This window comes from Microbacterium sp. HM-570 (genome assembly GCF_054165885.1).
In genome coordinates this window covers 292,008-308,766 of the sequence record NZ_CM135111.1, presented here as the reverse complement: position 1 = coordinate 308,766, position 16,759 = coordinate 292,008, and the positions used below count along the sequence as shown (strand labels likewise).

Below are 16,759 nucleotides of genomic sequence, written 5' to 3'. Positions count from 1 at the left end.
GCTCGCGTAAACTCGACCCATCATGGCTACCTTCGGCACCCTCTCCGATCGGCTCACCGATACGTTCCGCAACCTTCGGAAGAAGGGGCAACTGACACCGGCGGATGTCGATGGCACCGTTCGCGAGATCCGCCGCGCCCTGCTCGACGCCGACGTCGCGCTCGTCGTCGTCAAGGAGTTCACCGCCAAGGTGCGCGAGCGGGCGCTCGGTGACGAGGTCAACAAGGCGCTGAACCCCGCCCAGCAGGTCGTGCAGATCGTCAACGAAGAGCTGATCGCGATCCTCGGCGGCCAGCAGCGTCGCCTGCAGTTCGCCAAGACCGCGCCGACGGTCATCATGCTCGCGGGCCTTCAGGGGTCGGGCAAGACGACCTTCGCGGGCAAGCTCGCGAAGATGCTCGAGAAGGATGGCCACACGCCCCTCCTCGTCGCCGCCGACCTGCAGCGACCGAACGCCGTCAACCAGCTCCAGGTCGTCGCTTCCCAAGCTGGCGCCGCGATCTACGCGCCCGAGCCCGGCAACGGCGTCGGCGACCCCGTGCGCGTCGCCCGTGACGGCGTCGAGACCGCGCGGCGGCAGCAGCACGACGTGGTCATCATCGACACGGCCGGACGCCTCGGTGTCGACGCCGAAATGATGAAGCAGGCCGCCGACATCCGACGTGGCACGAACCCCGACGAAGTCCTGTTCGTCATCGACGCGATGAGCGGTCAGGACGCCGTCAACACGGCCAAGGCCTTCCAGGAGGGCGTCGACTTCACCGGCGTCGTGCTCTCCAAGCTCGACGGCGACTCACGCGGTGGTGCCGCCCTGTCCGTCGCATCGGTGACCGGTCGCCCGATCATCTTCGCGTCGACGGGCGAAGGACTCGACGATCTCGAGGCCTTCCACCCCGACCGGATGGCCTCGCGCATCCTCGACCTGGGTGACATCCTCACCCTCATCGAGCAGGCACAGGGCGCCTTCGATGAGGAGGAAGCCCGCAAGGTCGCCGAGAAGATCGCGACCGACAGCTTCACCCTCGAAGACTTCCTTCAGCAGATGCAGCAGCTGAAGAAGATGGGTTCGATGAAGAAGATGCTCGGCATGCTCCCGGGCATGGGTGGGATGAAGGATCAGCTCGAGAACTTCGACGAGCGCGAGATCGACCGCACCGAGGCCATCATCCGTTCCATGACGCCGGGCGAGCGACGAAACCCCAAGGTTCTGAATGGCTCACGGCGCCTGCGCATCGCGCGCGGATCCGGGATGACCGTGACCGACGTCAATCAGCTCGTGCAGCGCTTCGACCAGGCCGCGAAGATGATGAAAACCGTCGCACGCGGCGGCACCCCGCAGATTCCCGGCATGGGTCCCATGCCGGGGGCGCGGCCCGGTGCGTCGTCGAAGCGCGGCAAGCAGGCGAAGGCGAAGGGTGGGTCGCGGTCGGGTAACCCGGCGAAGCGTGCGGCCGAGTCATCCGGTGTCGTCGCGAAAGCCCCGACCGGTTCGGGCTTCGGCCTCGGCGCGGGCGGCGCGGCGAAGGAGCCGACCGAGGCGGACCTCGCCGAGATCCAGAAGTTGTTCGGCCGAGGCTGAGCCGTATTCGATCGCCCGGGCGATCGCTTCGACAGGCTCAGCTCAGCGACAGGCGCAGCTCAGAGACTGGGAGTGCCGCCCAGTCTCGCCAGGTGCTCGCGCAGCGTCGGGCCGGCACGGAACTCGCGGATGAGGTGCTTGACGACCTCACGCAGGTCTCCACCGGCGGCATCCGCCACCAGCAACTGCCGTGAGTAGCTCGCCCCGCTCGCCAGAATGTCGCCCACACCCGCGAACTCGCGCGAGCAGTGGAGTTCTTCGGCGATGGTCTCGAGCCGTTCCATCGTTTCGCGGATGTGGTCGGCCACCGGAACTTGAGTGCCCTGCCGGTCTACGATCACGCGAGCGTCCAGTCCGTAGCGAGCGGCGCGCCACTTGTTCTCGCGCACGAACCACGGCTGGATGATCGTCAGGTCCCGGCCCGCGTCGAGCTCGCGCGAGAAGTGCTCCACGAGCGTCTGAACGAGGGCGGCCACCGCGGCGAGTTCGGGCAACGTCGACATCCCGTCGCACGCGCGCACCTCGATCGTGCCCCACTTCGGTGCCGGACGGATGTCCCACCGCACCTCGCTGGCGTCTTCCATCACTCCGGTGCCGACCATGTCCGCGAGGTAGGCCTCGTACTCGGCCCAATCCGTCAGGGGCCAAGGGAGCCCCGCTGTCGGTAGCTGCTGGAAGACCAGGGAGCGGTTGGATGCATAGCCCGTGCGCTCGCCCGCCCAGAACGGACTCGACGCCGAGAGTGCTTGCAGGTGCGGCAGATAGACGGCCAGGGCGTTGACGATCGGGAGCACCTTGTCGACGTCGTCGACGCCGACGTGCACGTGGATGCCCCAGATCATCATGTTGCGTCCCCACCACTGGGTGCGCTCGATCAGGGTGTTGTACCGGGTCTTGTCGGTCACGCTCTGTTCGTACCACTGCGCGAACGGATGGCTGCCCGCGCACAGCAACTCGACGCCGAGAGGGTTCGTGATCTCGCGCACCGCCGCGATGGCGTCGGCTATGTCGTCCACGGCAGCTTCGACGGTGTCACCGATGCCGCTCGTCACCTCGACGGTGTTGGTGAGCAGCTCCTCGGTGACGGTGTAGCGCTCGTGCTTCGTCGCCTCACCGACCGGTTCCGTGACCTCACCGGCCCGTCCGACGAGATCGCCCGAGTCGCCGTCGGCGAGCATGATCTCCCACTCGAGTCCGACCGTCGACCGGCCGGAGGACGCGAAGGTCACAGTCATGCGCTCAGTCTGACACGCACCGCGAACAGCACCCGTGACATCCGGATGGTTCGCGACGCACCCCGTCATCTGGCAGAATGGTGGGTCGGGTGGGCGCTCGACCCTCTATCCAGCGCCCGGGCCCTTTCATTTGAGCTTCCGCCGGGTGTGCACCCCACTCTCCAGGCGATCGGTTCGTCTTTCCGTAATTCACATTCAGGAGAATCGTGGCTGTCAAAATTCGTCTCAAGCGCATGGGCAAGATCCGCGCGCCGTACTACCGCATCGTTGTCGCCGACTCGCGCACCAAGCGTGATGGCCGTGTCATCGAAGAGATCGGCAAGTACCACCCGACCGAGGAGCCCTCGTTCATCGAGGTCGACTCCGACCGTGCGCAGTACTGGCTGAGCGTCGGCGCCCAGCCGACCGAGCAGGTCGCCGCGCTCCTGAAGCTCACGGGCGACTGGGGCAAGTTCAAGGGTGATAAGGACGCGGTTTCGACCGTGCGTGTCGCCGAGCCCAAGAAGCCGTTCGAAGCGGATGCCGCCAAGAAGGCCGTTCTCGTGCCGAAGGCCGAGAAGAAGGCTCCGAAGGCGGACGAGTCGGCCGAGGCCGACGCCCCCGCAGACGCCGACGCGAACGCAGCTGAGTAGTCCGTTGCTGTCCGCCGCTCTCGAACACCTGGTGAAGGGCATCGTCGATCACCCCGACGAGGTCCGGATCACGTCCGCAACCTCCCCTCGCGGGGAGGTTCTCGAGGTGCGCGTGCACCCCGACGATCGCGGGCGGGTGATCGGGCGCGGCGGACGCAACGCCAAGGCCCTGCGCACCCTCATCGGCGCTCTCGCGGGAAGCCGACGCGTTCGCGTTGATGTCGCGGACGACTGACGTGGCCGAGAAGGCCACGCCGCCCGAGGGCGCGAAGACGCAACTCCGAGTCGGACGCCTGGTGAAGGCGCACGGCTTGAAGGGTGCGCTCAAGCTCGAGCTGTACACCGACGACCCGCAAGGGCGATTCACCACCGGCGCAATGTTCACGCTGCAGGTTCCCGAATCCTCCGCGTGGCATGGCAAGTCGCTCACGGTCCGCGAGTTCCGTCTGATGAACGGCCACCCGGTCGCCTTCTTCGAGGGCGTCGATGACCGTGATGCCGCCGAGGGTCTGGTCAAAGCGATCCTCTGGATCGACGCGGATGCCACGGCTCAGCCGACCGAAGAAGACGCCTGGTACGACCACCAGCTCGTGGGCCTCGATGTCGTCCGTGATGGCGTGAGCGTCGGCACGATCGTGCGCGTGGATCACATGCCCGCGCAGGACCTGCTGATCATCAAGGCGGGCGAGAACGAGGTCATGGTGCCGTTCGTCGCCGCGATCGTTCCCGAGGTGGATGTCGCGGCGGGTCGCGTCACGGTGACGCCGCCCCCGGGGCTGTTCGAGGACCTCGCCGACGACGCGGACGAGGCTCCGTCGGACGACGCTGGTGCAGCTGAGCCGTCGGCACCGGACGCACAGACCGACTGAGTTCGGGCGCGGCGTCCTTCGGGCCGGATCAGACCCGGTCACGCCACCCGGCGCAACCTCACAATCCCCAAGGCACGGGGGTGAGGACATTGTTACGGCCGTGCAACTGCGCCGACACTCGAGCGTGTAGGTGGCCCTGCTGGAATATCGACACCCCCGACAAAGGAGTGTCATGTCCAAACTGTTTTCGCCCTTCACGCTGAAGGATGTCACGCTGCGCAATCGCATCGCGATGTCCCCGATGACGATGTATCGCTCCACCGACGGCAAGATGGATGACTTCCATGTCATGTATCTGGGAGCTCGCGCGGCCGGCGGCTTCGGGATGGTTTTCCCCGAGCAGGTCGCGATCACGCCTGATGGACGCACAACGACCAGCTGCGCTGGAATCTACGACGACGACCAGATCGAAGGGCACGCGCGCGTGACCCGAATCATCCGCGACATGGGCGCCGTCGCGGCCATTCAGCTGGGTCACACCGGTCGGAAGGGATCGCTCGTGAAGCCCTGGGAGGGCGGACACATGCTCCCGCCCGAGCACGAGCTGGGCTGGCAGACGCGTGGACCGTCGGCCATTCCCTACGGCGACGACATGCCGTACGCTCCGACCGAGCTTTCCCGGGAAGAGATCGCGCAGCTGATGGTGGACTACGCCTCTGCCGCTCGCCGCGCGGTAGACGCCGGATACCAGTGGATCGAGATGCACTACGCCCACGGCTACCTGGGTTCGAGTTTCTTTTCGCCGCTGGCCAACCAGCGGACCGATGAGTACGGCGGCTCGCTCGAGAATCGCGCGCGCTTCCACCTGGAGGCGCTGGACGCGGTGCGCGCCGTCATCCCCGAAGGGATGCCCCTCACCATGCGGCTCGGCGTGGACGACCTCAATGCCGACGGGGTCCAGCTCGAAGAGGCCATCACGGCCGTCGGATGGATGAAGGAACACGGCCTGGATCTCGCCGATCTCAGCCTCGGAATCAACTCCAACCAGATGAGCGAGAACCCCTTCAACCAGCAGGGGTACATGGTCGGTCGGGCAAACCGTGTCCGCGAGGAGGTGGGTATCCCCGTCGCGACGAGCTGGAACCTGGGTGATCCCGCTTTCGCCAACGAGATGATCTCGCGTGAACTGATCGACCTGGTCTATGTCGGACGTCCCGCGCTCGCCAACGCGCACTACCCCGTCTGGGCTGCACGCGAACTCGGACACGAGGACCCCTTCGGGCTCGTTCCCGAGGACTGGGCCTGGTGGCTGCGCAATCTCCGTGCCCACCCCGCATCCATCGGGTGGCCGGAGGTCGCCGAGGGTGACGTCGCCACGCCCTCCCTCTTGAGCGCTATCGCGGATCCCGAACCTGAGCGGCTGATCGCCTGATCGTCGAACCTCGCGTCGGTGGGTAGGCGAACGGGAGCGAGACGATCGTCCCCGCTCCCGCTCCCGTTCGCGTTCGCGTCGTGAGCGATGGGTGAGGCGGCCGATCGTCCCTAGACTCGTCCCTGTGCGCATCGACATCGTGACGATCTTTCCGGCGTTCTTCGAGGTGCTGGACGTCTCGTTGATCGGCAAGGCTCGTGACCGCGGCATCCTGGATCTGCGGGTGCACGACCTGCGGGACTGGACGTCGGACCGGCACCGCACGGTCGACGACACCCCGTACGGGGGCGGCGCGGGCATGGTCATGAAGCCCGAGCCGTGGGGCGATGCGCTGGATGCGACCCTCGCGGAGGATTCGGTTCTGATCGTGCCGTCCCCCGCGGGAGAGCTGTTCTCGCAGGCGCTGGCGAGAGAGCTGGCGGGAGAGGCGCGCCTGGTGTTCGCCTGCGGACGGTATGAGGGCATCGATCAGCGCGTCGTCGACCACTACGCCGAGCGTGGCCGCGTGCGCCTGGTGAGCCTCGGCGACTATGTGCTCAACGGGGGAGAGGTCGCGACGATGGCGATGATCGAGGCGATCTCGCGTCTCGTGCCGGGAGTCGTCGGCAACCCCGAGAGCCTGGTCGAAGAATCCCACGAGGACGGCCTGCTCGAATACCCGAGCTACACCAAGCCTCCGGTCTGGCGGGGCCTGGAGGTGCCGCCCATCCTGTTGAGCGGCAATCATGGCGCGATTGCGGCATGGCGGCGTGAGCAGAGTATCGAACGAACCCGCGAGCACCGGCCGGACCTGCTGCCCGACCTGCCGGCCTGAGCTGCCAGTCCGAGTCGCCGGCGCGAGCCGCGCGCCTGAGCCGCCTCGTTCAGCCGACGGTCGCGACGCTGTCGGCCCGCAGCTGCTCGGCCGCGGCGCGGTAGCGCTCGACGATCAGAGCGGCGATGCGCACATCCGGCGCAAGCGGAGCGGTCACGACATCCGCGCCCGTCCGCCCGATCACGTCGTGGAAGTGGCCGGGCGCGAGGACGTAGCTCGCCGCGATAACCCGTTCCGCTCCCGCCGCGCGGGCTGCCGCGATCGCAGCGGGGATGCGCGGTTCCGCCCCCGCCGCGAACCCGACCGTGACGGGTGTCAGGATGCAGCGCTGCAGGAGCGCCGCCATGCGAGACACGGCCACCGCGGCGGCGGGGTCGCTCGAGCCGGCCGCCGCGAGGACGACCGCGTCACCGCCCTGCAGCGCGGCTTCGGCGAGACGGGACTCCAGGACGAGCGCGAGCAGGTCGTGGGGTCCGAGGGCGGGCGCGGGGATCGCGCGACCCGGATGTGCGGCGACGGCACGCGCGATGTCCACCCGCGTGTGGAACCCGGCCGAGAGGAGGACGGGCACCACCACAGCGGCGCGGTCACCTGTCCTCTCGGCGGTCCCGTCCGAGATAACTCGCGCCACGACGTCGTCGATCGCGGGCTCCTGGACGTCGACGAACGCCTCTTCGACGCGCACGTCCGGCAGCAGGGCGCGGACCTGGTCGAGCTGTGCGGAGATCGCGGCTCGCCCCTCGATGGATCGGGTGCCGTGCGAGCAGGCGATGAGGGTGGGGGTCATGGTCGCTCCTCCACGCTTTCGATCGTGTTGAGGCGGTAGCCGCGCTTCACGACGGTTTTGATCAGGTCCGGTTGCGCGAGAGACTCGCGAACGCGCGCGACGGCCATCTCGACGGCATGGGTGTTGTCGCCCGAGCGGGGCAGCGCGCCCTGCAGGCTCGTCCGAGAGACCACCCCGCCTCTCGCATCAAAAAGCGCCGCGAGGATGGCGATGCCAGCGCGGGAGAGCGGGATCAGGCGTCCGCCCAGCACGGCGCCCGTGCTACGGATCTCGAGGCGGCCGGCGACGGTGTCCAGCCCGACTGAGTGACCACCGCCGAAGTGCGTCACGACAGCGCGGACGAGTGAGCCGAGGCGGCCGCGTTCCGCGACGAGCGGATCGAGGAAGGCGGCCTCGAGCGGTCCCGCGGTGATCGGCCCGACGGCCGCCACGAGCACGCGGCCGCGCCCGACTCGCTCCCGGATGTCATCAAGAACGTCCGCACGCCGCGCGGCCGCCACCCACTCCTGCGCTCCCGGCGCCGAGGTGAAGAGCACCGCGTCGACCTCGCCCACACTCGTCGCGATCACCGACCGCCGGACGACCTCGGGGTCGGGTGGCGGCCCCCACCGGTACATGGTCAGGCTCACGACATCCGCGCCGTGTTCGCCGAAGAGCTCATCGAGGCCGTCCGCGCCCGATCCGTGGTGTTGAACCGCGATCCGCTTGCCGGCCACGCCCTCGGCGAGCAAGAATTCGCCGAGTTCCGTCGAGGTCTCGGACTCGGCCACCCAGTCCGCGGTGAATCCGGCCTGCTGGATCGCCCCGCGTGCCTTGGGCCCGCGCGCGACGATCTGCGCGCCGGCGAGTGCGGGCTGGAGCGCGTCGAGCAAGCCGGCCTCGTCGGCGGCCTCCATCCATCCGCGGAACCCGACGCCCGTCGTGACGACCACGATGTCGGGTGGGCTCTCGACGAGTTCCCGGGTGCGGGCGATGAGTGCTTCGTCGTCGATGTGCGGCACGATCGTCAGTGCCGGCGCGTGACGAACGGTCGCGCCGTGCCGCTCCAGGGCCGCCGCGAGTTCGCCGGAGCGACGATCGACGGCGATGACGATCGTGCAACCGGCGAGCGCGGCGGACAGGGTGGGGCGTTCGGTCACCGGCGTGCGTCACCCGCCAGCACGTGTTCGGGCAGCAACAGGTTCGCGTCGGCGACCCGGCCGATCACGATGACGGCGGGGTTCTGGACTCCGGCGGCCGCGGCATCCTCGACGGCGCTCCCGAGCGTGGTGCGCGTCGTACGCTGGCGCGGGGTGTGACCGCTCTCGATGATCGCGATCGGGCGGTCTGCCGGGGCGCCCGCCTCGAGGGCCGCAGTGACGAGCCGGGGCAGGGCGGCGACGCCCATCAGCACCACCGTCGTGACGGCGGCGTCCCCGATCGCCGCGAGGGTCGCCGAGCTGATCTCGGCCTGCCCGTTCACGACGTGCACCGACGCGGCCGTGCCGCGATGCGTGACCGGGATGCCGGCTGCCGCCGGAACCGAGACGATGCTGGTGAGCCCCGGAACCACCTCGACGGGGACGCCGGCCGCGAGGCACGCCGTGACCTCTTCGCCGCCTCGACCGTAGACGAACGGGTCGCCGCCCTTGAGGCGTACGACGCGCTTGCCCGCGAGCGCGTGCGTCACGAGCAGCGCATTGATCTCGTGCTGTGGCACCGGATGGTGGCCCGGCTGCTTTCCGACGTCGAAGATCTCGACCTCGGGGTCGAGTTCGGAGAGGACATCCGTGGGACCGAGGCGGTCGGCCACGACGACATCCGCTTCCGCCAGCAGGCGGCGGCCGCGGACCGTCATCAGGTCCGCGGGGCCGGGTCCGCCACCGATGAGATCGACGCGACCGGCCGCGCCCGCGCGCCGACGACGGAGCGGGAGGCGACCCTCGCGCAACTGCACGCCGATCGCGTCGCGCAGTTGCGCGGCACGGCGGGGGTCCACGCCGGCATCCGAGACGACTCCGACGACGACGTCCCCGGACCGTGTTTCGGCGGTGAGGCGGGCCGTCCCGTGCGCGCCGTCGGATGCGTTGACGCACAGCACGCGGCGACTCTCGCACGCCGCGGCCAGGTCCGCATCCGCTCTCGGGTCTCCCGTCGCGGTGTGCACGAGCCAAGCCTCGCCGATGTCGGCGACTTTTGCACGCCGGGACGTCCACGAGAGTCCGTGCTCGTCCACCAGCGCCCGCACGTCCTCGCACAGCTCGGGCGCGACGATCCGCACGCGTGCTCCGTCCTCGAGAAGACGACGCAGGCGCCGGGCGGTCACCGCGCCCCCGCCCACCATCAGCACATCGCGTCCGGCCAACGAGACACCGAGCATCGTGGTCATGCGTTTCCCTCCAGACGGATGAAGACATCGCCGTCACGAACGGCGGCGGGCCAGACCTGTAGCGACGCCGGCTCCTTGCCCTGCGTGTCGAGGCAGACGCCGGTGCGGAGGTCGAAGACCTGCTTGTACATCGGCGAGGCCACGGTCGGTGCTGCCTGGCGGGTGCCGACGATGCCGCGCGACATGACGTGGGCGCCGCTGTACGGGTCGCGGTTCGACACGGCATACACGCGACCCTCGTGGGTGAGGAACAGGGCGAATTGGACGCCGTCGACGAGGGCCGCTCGACCGCGTTCGGTCTCCAGCGCGTCGAGCGGGCAGATCCGGACCCACGTCGTCTCGGGGGAGCCGGGCTCGGTCGATGGGACATCGGCCCCGCTGAACTCGGTCGTCCGGGCTGGGGTGATCCCGGTTTCGCCGATGGTCATCGGCGCACCTCCAGCGTCGTTCCGGCGATCAGCACGCGCCCGCCATCCTTCTCTTCGGCCGTCGCGGGCCGCGGCTGTCGGCGTTCCACGGTGTAGGCGAGGGACGGATCCGGGGTGGTCGGCGCATTCACGAACGACGCGAAGCGGCTGAGCTTCTCGGGATCTTCGAGCGTGGCTTTCCACTCGTCCGCGTAGTTCGCGACGTGGGCGGCCATCGCCGCATCCAGGTCAGCGCAGATGCCCAGGCTGTCATCGAAGATCACGCGACGGAGCTCGTCGATTCCGCCCTCGAGGTCCTGGAACCACGGCGCGGTTCTCTGCAGACGGTCGGCCGTGAAGATGTAGTACATCAAGAACCGGTCGATCGCGGTGAGCAGCTCGTCGTCGCTGAGCCCCTCGGCGAACAGCACGGCGTGCCGCGGCGTGAAGCCCCCGTTGCCACCCACGTACATGTTCCACCCGGCCTCGGTCGCGATCACCCCCACGTCCTTACCGCGGGCCTCGGCACACTCGCGCGCGCAGCCCGACACACCGAGCTTGATCTTGTGGGGGGAACGCAGCCCGCGATAGCGCAGTTCGAGGTGCACGGCCATCCCGACGGCATCCTGGACGCCGTATCGGCACCAGGTGGATCCGACGCACGACTTGACCGTGCGCAGCGACTTGCCGTACGCGTGACCCGATTCGAAACCCGCGTCGACGAGACGCCGCCAGATGTCGGGGAGCTGCTCGAGCCGTGCCCCGAACATATCTATGCGTTGCCCGCCGGTGATCTTCGTGTAGAGGCCGAAGTCCTGGGCGACCTGGCCGATCACGAGAAGGCCTTCGGGCGTGATCTCGCCGCCGGGGATACGGGGAACGACCGAGTAGCTGCCGTCCTTCTGCAGGTTGGCCATGACGTGGTCGTTGGTGTCCTGCAGCGTCGCGTTCTCGCCGTCGAGGACGTGCGCTCCGACGAGGGTCGACAGGATGCTCGCGAGTGCCGGCTTGCAGATGTCGCATCCGCGTCCCGACCCGAAGCGCTCGATGACGGCGCTGAACGTGCGAAGCCCCGAGACCCGTACGGCGTCGAACAGCTGCCGCCGCGACAGCTCGAAGTGCTCGCACAGGGCGGTGCTGAGTGTTGCGCCCGTCTTGATCAGCTCGGCGCCGACGATCTTCTTGATCATCGAGACGCACGATCCGCACGCGGCTCCCGCCTTGGTGCAGGCCTTGACGGCGGCAACATCCTGGCATCCCTCTTCGCCGACGGCGTGACGGATGGCGCCTGCCGTGACGCTGTTGCACGAGCACACGAGCGCGCCGTCCGGCAGCTCGGCCGTCGGCGCGGCGACCCCGTCGGCCGGCATCAGGTACGCGGCGGGGTCGCCGCCGAGCGGGCCACCGACGAGGGGACGAAGCGAGCCATAGGCCGACGCGTCACCGACGAGGATGCCGCCGAGCAGGGTCTTCGCGTCGTCCGACAGCACGAGCTTCTTGTAGACACCGGTGATGGGATCGGCGTAGACGACATCGAGGGCACCGGGCGTCGTGGCGAACGCGTCGCCGAAGCTCGCGACATCCACCCCGCTCAGCTTCAACTTGGTCGACAGGTCGTAGCCGGGGAAGGATGCTTCGCCGCCGAGCAGTCGGCTCGCGGCGACCTCCGCCATCGCGTAGCCGGGGGCGACCAGGCCGACGCACGCGCCGTCGTAGTTGGCGACCTCGCCGATCGCGAGGATACGCGGGTCGCTGGTCGCGCATCCGTCGTCGATCACTACGCCGCCGCGCTCGTGCACCTGCAGGCCGGCCGCGTGCGCCAGCTCGTCGCGCGGGCGCACACCGACGGTGAAGATCACGACGTCGGTGCTCTCGCCGGTGCCGTCGCGGAACGCGATCGCGTTCACGTGGCCGTCGGAACCGCTGTCGATCCGCATCGTGAGGGAATCGGTTCGGACCCGGATGCCGCGGGCCTCGATGAGTCGGCGCAGGGCGTTGCCACCGCTGAGGTCGAGCTGGGCCGACATCAAGCGGTCCGAGGACTGCACAACGGTGCACTCGACGCCGAGTTCCTGCAGGGCGCCGGCGGCCTCGAGACCGAGCAGCCCACCGCCGATCACCGTGCCGGTGAGCGCGCGGCCGAGTTCGGCGCTGCGACGCTCCACGAAGGCGCGTAGCCCTGAGACGTCGTCGAGCGTCCGGTACACGAAGCATCCCTCGGTCTCGCCACCGTCGACGGCGGGGCGCGCGGCGAACGAACCGGTAGCGAGCACCAGACGGTCCCAGCCGATGTCCTCGCCGCTGGCGGCGGTGACGTTCGCCCTCTCGAGATCGATGCGCGCCACCCTGTCGCCCGCGACGAACCGGACGCGTTCATCGGCGAGCACCGATCGTTCCAGGCTCAGGGCATCCGCGTCCGCTCCAGAGAAGTACCCCGTCAGCCCGACCCGGTCATACGGATGCCGTCCCTCGTCGCCGACGACCGTCACGCGCCACTCGGCGCCGGCTCGGCTCAAGAGACTCTCGACGAATCGGTGCGCCACCATCCCCGCACCCACGACGACGACGTGTTGACCCGTCGTCGCGTTGCTCATGTCGTCACGGTACGTCGGTGATGTTGCCGCGTCATCAGCGGAGTGTTTCGTGGCGTCGACAGTATGCGACAACCGGGCGGATGGCGTCCGATCGCTGGCCGGGCGTTCTGCGTCCTGGGTCATGACGTCTCCTGCGGTCGGCGGGTGCGGCTGTCCGTCGAGGCTAAAGGCGCGGTGTTTCGACCCGTCGCGGGCTTCGATTACCCGCAGCGAACGTTTCGCTCACTCGCGGTGCACGCGGATTGTGAGATCGATGTGGGTGACCGTGCGAACGATGTCGGACTGGTGCCGATCAGAGCCCTTCGATGCCTCTCCCGATGAGGAGGAACCCGAACACGACCAGGAGCAGCGTCATGATCGCGGAGTTGTGGAGTGTGAGCCAGTCGCGCAGGCGGACCAGCACCGCCGCCATGCGCTTCGGTGCGACGGTCGACGCGAGAACAATGGCGAGGACCGCCGCCGCGGCGAGAACCACGTAGACGAGGCCCGCCGCCACGGCCGGGCCGCCGATCAGTCCCGCGGCGCCGATCGAGATACCGGCCGCGACACCGAGCAGGGCGTTCTTCGGGTTCGCCGCCGAGAGGAGCAGGCCGAGCCCCACGGCGCGCGCGGGCGAGGCGGACATCAAACCCGACATCCAAGCGGGGAGCTCAGGCTCCGCTCGGCGATTCTTGACGAACTTTCGCACGGCCATGAGCAGCAGGACGATGCCGAAGACGAGGCGCGCCCACGAGGCGATCGCCGTTGTGCCCTCGGCATCCGCGCTTCTCAGAAAACCCGCCGCGAAAGCACCGATCGCGACGACGAGCCCGCACCCGAGGATCCACCCCGCGGCGAAGGCCGATCCGCTCGCGCGTGGGCGCGGAGACATCATGATGAGGACGACGGCGATCAGGGGAATCGGGCTGAGCCCCGCGGCGACCGCGAGAGGCAGGATGTCGCCGATGACCTCGTTCATGACCCGATCCTGGCAGATCGGAGCATCCGGGTGTCGCCGCCGCCGTTCGTTACGTGCCGTTCATCTGCAGCGCCATCGATCGCGCAAGAATCGAGCGGGGCCCGAGGTGCGGGCGCGAAGGGACACGTGACACGTATGCGCCGCGCGAAGATCGTCGCCACTCTGGGTCCAGCCTCGTCGTCGTATGAGGTGATCGAGGGGCTCGTTCGAGCAGGGATGGACGTTGCCCGCCTGAACCTCAGCCACGGCGCGTACGCGCAGCACGAACAGACGTACGCGAACGTGCGCCGTGCGGCGGACAGCACGGGCCGAGCGGTCGGGATCCTGGTCGATCTGCAGGGCCCGAAGATTCGCCTCGGCCGGTTTGCGGATGGACCCCACTTGCTCGGGGCCGGCGACATCTTCACGATCACGACGGAGGATGTCGTGGGTACCCGCGAGGTCGTGGGCACGACATTCGCGCCTCTCGCCCGGGACGTGAAGGTCGGCGATTCGATCCTGATCGATGACGGCAAAGTGCGGCTCCGGGTGCTCGAAACCGACGGCGTGAGCGTCCGCACCGAGGTCGTGGTCGGCGGAGCGGTCTCCAACAACAAAGGCCTGAACCTACCCGGGGTCGACGTGAAAGTTCCGGCGCTCAGCGAAAAGGACGAGGCCGATCTGCGCTGGGCGCTGGCGCTCGGCGCCGACATGATCGCGCTGTCGTTCGTGCGGTCAGCCAAGGACGCGCATCCCGTTCGCCGGGTGATGGCAGAAGAGGGCCGGTTCGTGCCCGTCATCGCGAAGATCGAGAAGCCGGAAGCCGTCGCCGTCTTGCATGAGATCGTCGACGCGTTCGATGGCGTGATGGTCGCGCGTGGCGACCTGGGCGTCGAGCTGCCACTCGAGCAGGTGCCGATCGTCCAGAAGCGGGCGGTCGAGGATGCGCGACGCTGGGCGAAGCCCGTGATCGTCGCCACGCAGATGCTCGAGTCGATGATCGAGAACCCCGTGCCGACGCGGGCCGAGACGTCCGATGTCGCGAATGCGATTCTGGATGGCGCGGATGCCGTCATGCTCTCGGGTGAGACGGGCGTCGGGGCACATCCGATCACCGTGGTCGAGACGATGGCGCGCATCATCGCCTCGACCGAAGAGCAGGGGCTCGATCGGATCGTGCCACTCGGAACCAAACCGCGCACGCAGGGCGGTGCGCTGACGTTGGCCGCGGCGAGCATCGCGGACTTCGTCGACGCGAAGTACGTGTGCGTCTTCAGCCAGTCCGGGGACTCTGCGCGACGGATGGCTCGGCTGCGCTTTCGTCTGCCGACCCTGGCCTTCACGGATCTCGCGACCACGCGGTCGCGCCTCGCGCTGTCGTGGGGCGTCGAGACGTTCCTCGTGCCGCGGGTTCCGACGACGGATGAGCTGATGCGGCTCGTCGACGAGGTCCTGTTGCAGACGGGTCGTGCGGTGCCGGGAGACCGGGTGATCGTGACGGCGGGTGCCCCTCCGGGGATTGCCGGCTCGACGAACAACGTGCGGGTCCACCGCGTCGGAGACGGCGTGGGGGCGGACATCGCGAGCGAACTCGCCGCACGCGCCCCGGTCGGTCACTGAGCTTGTCGAAGTGACGAGCGGTGCACGATCACTTCACGCCGAGGAATGACCGGTCGGTGAGCACGATCGGTCCGTCCGCGGTGATCGCGATGGTGTGCTCGGCATGAGCGCCTCGCGAACCATCCGCACTGCGGAGCGTCCAACCATCCGGATCCGTGATCAGCTCGTCGGTCGTCTGCAAGAACCAGGGCTCCAGCGCCACCACCAGGCCCGCGCGCAGCGGGTAGCCGCGACCGGCTTTGCCGTCGTTCGGGATGTGCGGGTCGCCGTGCATGATGCGCCCGACGCCGTGGCCACCGAAGTCCGTATTGATCGAGTAGCCCTCGCCGTGCGCGACACCGGCGATGGCAGCGGAGATATCACCGATCTTGTGGCCGACGGTCGCGCTCGCGATTGCAGCATCCAGGGCGCGCTCCGCCGTGTCGATCAGGCGCAGGTCTTCGTCCCGCGGTGTGCCGACGACGAACGACACCGCCGAGTCCGCGACCCAGCCATCGACCGCCACCGCGAAATCCAGCGATACCAGGTCGCCGTCGCGAAGGACGTAATCGTGGGGGAGTCCGTGCAGCACGGCATCGTTGATCGACGTGCAGATCACTTTGCCGAACGGGCTCGCGCCGAACGACGGGTGGTAGTCGATGTAGCAGGACTCCGCTCCGGCGCGCTTGATCAAGTCGTGAGCACGACGATCGATCGCGAGCAGGTTGGTGCCGACTTTCGTCTCGTCGCGCAGCGTCGCGAGCGTTTCAGCGACGAAACGTCCGACGGGACGCATCGCTTCGATCTCGGCGGGGGTGCGCAGTTCGATCATCGTGTTCCTTTCCTGCTTACCCTCCATTGTGTCGGACTCCCGGCGGCGTCCCCTCCGACAGCGCTGAGAGGTTGCCCAGCGCATGCACTCCGGCGCCCGTTCCGGACGCGACGAGGCGTACCATCGTTCACATGTGGCTGCGGCGTGCTTTCTTCCACTGGTTGATTCCAGCCGCCTTCTTGCTGCCCATCTGGCTGCTCGTCGGCTGGGGAGTGTTTCAGGGCGGCGCCGGACCCTTCCTCTGGGTTCTGTTCATCGCGGTTCCGTCCGTCTTCCTCGGCCAACTGCTTCTGACCCTCCTGGTTCGCGCTCGTCCGACCGTGCGCGCGCAGCGCGCCGTCTCGTGGTGGGATGTCGCGGGTTTCGCGCTCTGGCATGCGCTGACGATCGCGGTCGGCTTCTTCGGCCCGTGGTTCGCGCCGCTGCTGGTCGGCGCGATCATCGTGGCCGTGGCGCTTTTCTGGTTGAGCCTCTGGCAGCTCTGGAGCGAGGCGCGCTCGGGCACAGGCCGAGTCGTGCTCCGTTACTCGACCGCTTCCGGCGGAGTCACGCCAGGCGGAGTCACTTCGGAGGGCAACACCTTCGATGGAGTGCGCGCGGCGCGCGAGTCGAACACCCGCGACGGGGACGTGATCGTCCTCTCGGAGACAGCCCAGCCCGGCGAAGGTCGCGTCTCGCACTGACGCGGTTTGGCGGCCCCGGGCATCCGTGGCAGAATAGGCGTTTGTGCCGCG

The 16,759-nt window shown here is 68.5% G+C and carries 16 protein-coding genes; 8 read left to right on the top strand and 8 right to left on the bottom strand.

The features are described 5' to 3' along the window. Nucleotides 1–22: 22 nt before the first annotated feature. Nucleotides 23–1,579 (top strand): signal recognition particle protein, encoded by a 1,557-nt coding sequence (ffh, locus tag ACT9TC_RS01455; RefSeq protein WP_458041690.1) that lies wholly within the window; start codon nt 23–25, stop codon nt 1,577–1,579. A gap of 59 nt (nt 1,580–1,638) precedes the next feature. Here the strand turns inward: ffh and ACT9TC_RS01450 are convergent, their stop codons facing one another. Further along, nucleotides 1,639–2,814 (bottom strand): glutamate--cysteine ligase, encoded by a 1,176-nt coding sequence (locus ACT9TC_RS01450; protein WP_458041689.1) that lies wholly within the window; start codon nt 2,812–2,814, stop codon nt 1,639–1,641. Between the two features lie 206 nt (nt 2,815–3,020). On the opposite strand from ACT9TC_RS01450, the gene rpsP reads away from it, so the two are divergent. The 5 genes from rpsP to trmD all read left to right on the top strand — a co-directional run bounded on the left by rpsP (nt 3,021) and on the right by trmD (nt 6,501). Further along, nucleotides 3,021–3,446: a 30S ribosomal protein S16 gene (rpsP, locus tag ACT9TC_RS01445; RefSeq protein ID WP_458041688.1), complete on the top strand. Its 426-nt coding sequence runs from the start codon at nt 3,021–3,023 to the stop codon at nt 3,444–3,446. 4 nt (nt 3,447–3,450) lie between these two features. Continuing rightward, nucleotides 3,451–3,681, top strand: coding sequence for an RNA-binding protein (locus ACT9TC_RS01440; RefSeq protein ID WP_036296939.1), 231 nt, complete (start codon nt 3,451–3,453; stop codon nt 3,679–3,681). Continuing rightward, nucleotides 3,665–4,315 (top strand): ribosome maturation factor RimM, encoded by a 651-nt coding sequence (gene rimM / locus ACT9TC_RS01435; protein ID WP_370651837.1) that lies wholly within the window; start codon nt 3,665–3,667, stop codon nt 4,313–4,315. Before ACT9TC_RS01440 ends, rimM begins: the two co-directional genes overlap by 17 nt. A gap of 172 nt (nt 4,316–4,487) precedes the next feature. After that, a complete protein-coding gene (locus tag ACT9TC_RS01430; RefSeq protein WP_304689010.1) occupies nt 4,488–5,687 on the top strand; it encodes an NADH:flavin oxidoreductase/NADH oxidase in 1,200 nt (399 codons plus the stop codon). A 124-nt stretch (nt 5,688–5,811) separates the two neighbouring features. Continuing rightward, entirely contained in the window at nt 5,812–6,501 is a 690-nt protein-coding gene (gene trmD, locus ACT9TC_RS01425) for a tRNA (guanosine(37)-N1)-methyltransferase TrmD (protein WP_304689011.1), read from the top strand. A 49-nt stretch (nt 6,502–6,550) separates the two neighbouring features. Here trmD and ACT9TC_RS01420 read toward each other — a convergent pair whose 3' ends face one another. From ACT9TC_RS01420 to ACT9TC_RS01395, 6 genes are all read right to left on the bottom strand, one after another. Continuing rightward, on the bottom strand, nt 6,551–7,288 hold the full coding sequence (locus ACT9TC_RS01420; protein WP_304689012.1) for a sirohydrochlorin chelatase: 738 nt from the start codon (nt 7,286–7,288) through the stop codon (nt 6,551–6,553). Next, a complete protein-coding gene (locus tag ACT9TC_RS01415; RefSeq protein WP_396641246.1) occupies nt 7,285–8,427 on the bottom strand; it encodes a uroporphyrinogen-III synthase in 1,143 nt (380 codons plus the stop codon). The genes ACT9TC_RS01420 and ACT9TC_RS01415 overlap by 4 nt, the downstream gene beginning before the upstream one ends. After that, a complete protein-coding gene (gene cobA, locus ACT9TC_RS01410; protein ID WP_304689014.1) occupies nt 8,424–9,656 on the bottom strand; it encodes a uroporphyrinogen-III C-methyltransferase in 1,233 nt (410 codons plus the stop codon). The genes ACT9TC_RS01415 and cobA overlap by 4 nt, the downstream gene beginning before the upstream one ends. Further along, nucleotides 9,653–10,084 (bottom strand): nitrite reductase small subunit NirD, encoded by a 432-nt coding sequence (gene nirD, locus ACT9TC_RS01405; protein ID WP_304689015.1) that lies wholly within the window; start codon nt 10,082–10,084, stop codon nt 9,653–9,655. Before nirD ends, cobA begins: the two co-directional genes overlap by 4 nt. After that, nucleotides 10,081–12,657 carry a nitrite reductase large subunit NirB gene (gene nirB / locus ACT9TC_RS01400; protein WP_304689017.1) on the bottom strand — a complete coding sequence of 859 codons (2,577 nt, stop codon included), beginning with the start codon at nt 12,655–12,657 and terminating at the stop codon, nt 10,081–10,083. The genes nirD and nirB overlap by 4 nt, the downstream gene beginning before the upstream one ends. Before the next feature lie 292 nt (nt 12,658–12,949). Continuing rightward, nucleotides 12,950–13,615 carry a GAP family protein gene (locus ACT9TC_RS01395; protein ID WP_304689018.1) on the bottom strand — a complete coding sequence of 222 codons (666 nt, stop codon included), beginning with the start codon at nt 13,613–13,615 and terminating at the stop codon, nt 12,950–12,952. Between the two features lie 135 nt (nt 13,616–13,750). On the opposite strand from ACT9TC_RS01395, the gene pyk reads away from it, so the two are divergent. After that, the gene (pyk, locus tag ACT9TC_RS01390; protein WP_458042978.1) at nt 13,751–15,214 is read left to right on the top strand and encodes a pyruvate kinase; all 1,464 of its coding nucleotides are present in this window, start codon (nt 13,751–13,753) and stop codon (nt 15,212–15,214) included. A 28-nt stretch (nt 15,215–15,242) separates the two neighbouring features. Here the strand turns inward: pyk and map are convergent, their stop codons facing one another. After that, the gene (gene map / locus ACT9TC_RS01385; RefSeq protein WP_458041687.1) at nt 15,243–16,025 is read right to left on the bottom strand and encodes a type I methionyl aminopeptidase; all 783 of its coding nucleotides are present in this window, start codon (nt 16,023–16,025) and stop codon (nt 15,243–15,245) included. Between the two features lie 131 nt (nt 16,026–16,156). On the opposite strand from map, the gene ACT9TC_RS01380 reads away from it, so the two are divergent. Then, nucleotides 16,157–16,708 carry an MFS transporter permease gene (locus tag ACT9TC_RS01380; RefSeq protein WP_232711612.1) on the top strand — a complete coding sequence of 184 codons (552 nt, stop codon included), beginning with the start codon at nt 16,157–16,159 and terminating at the stop codon, nt 16,706–16,708. Nucleotides 16,709–16,759 lie beyond the last annotated feature (51 nt).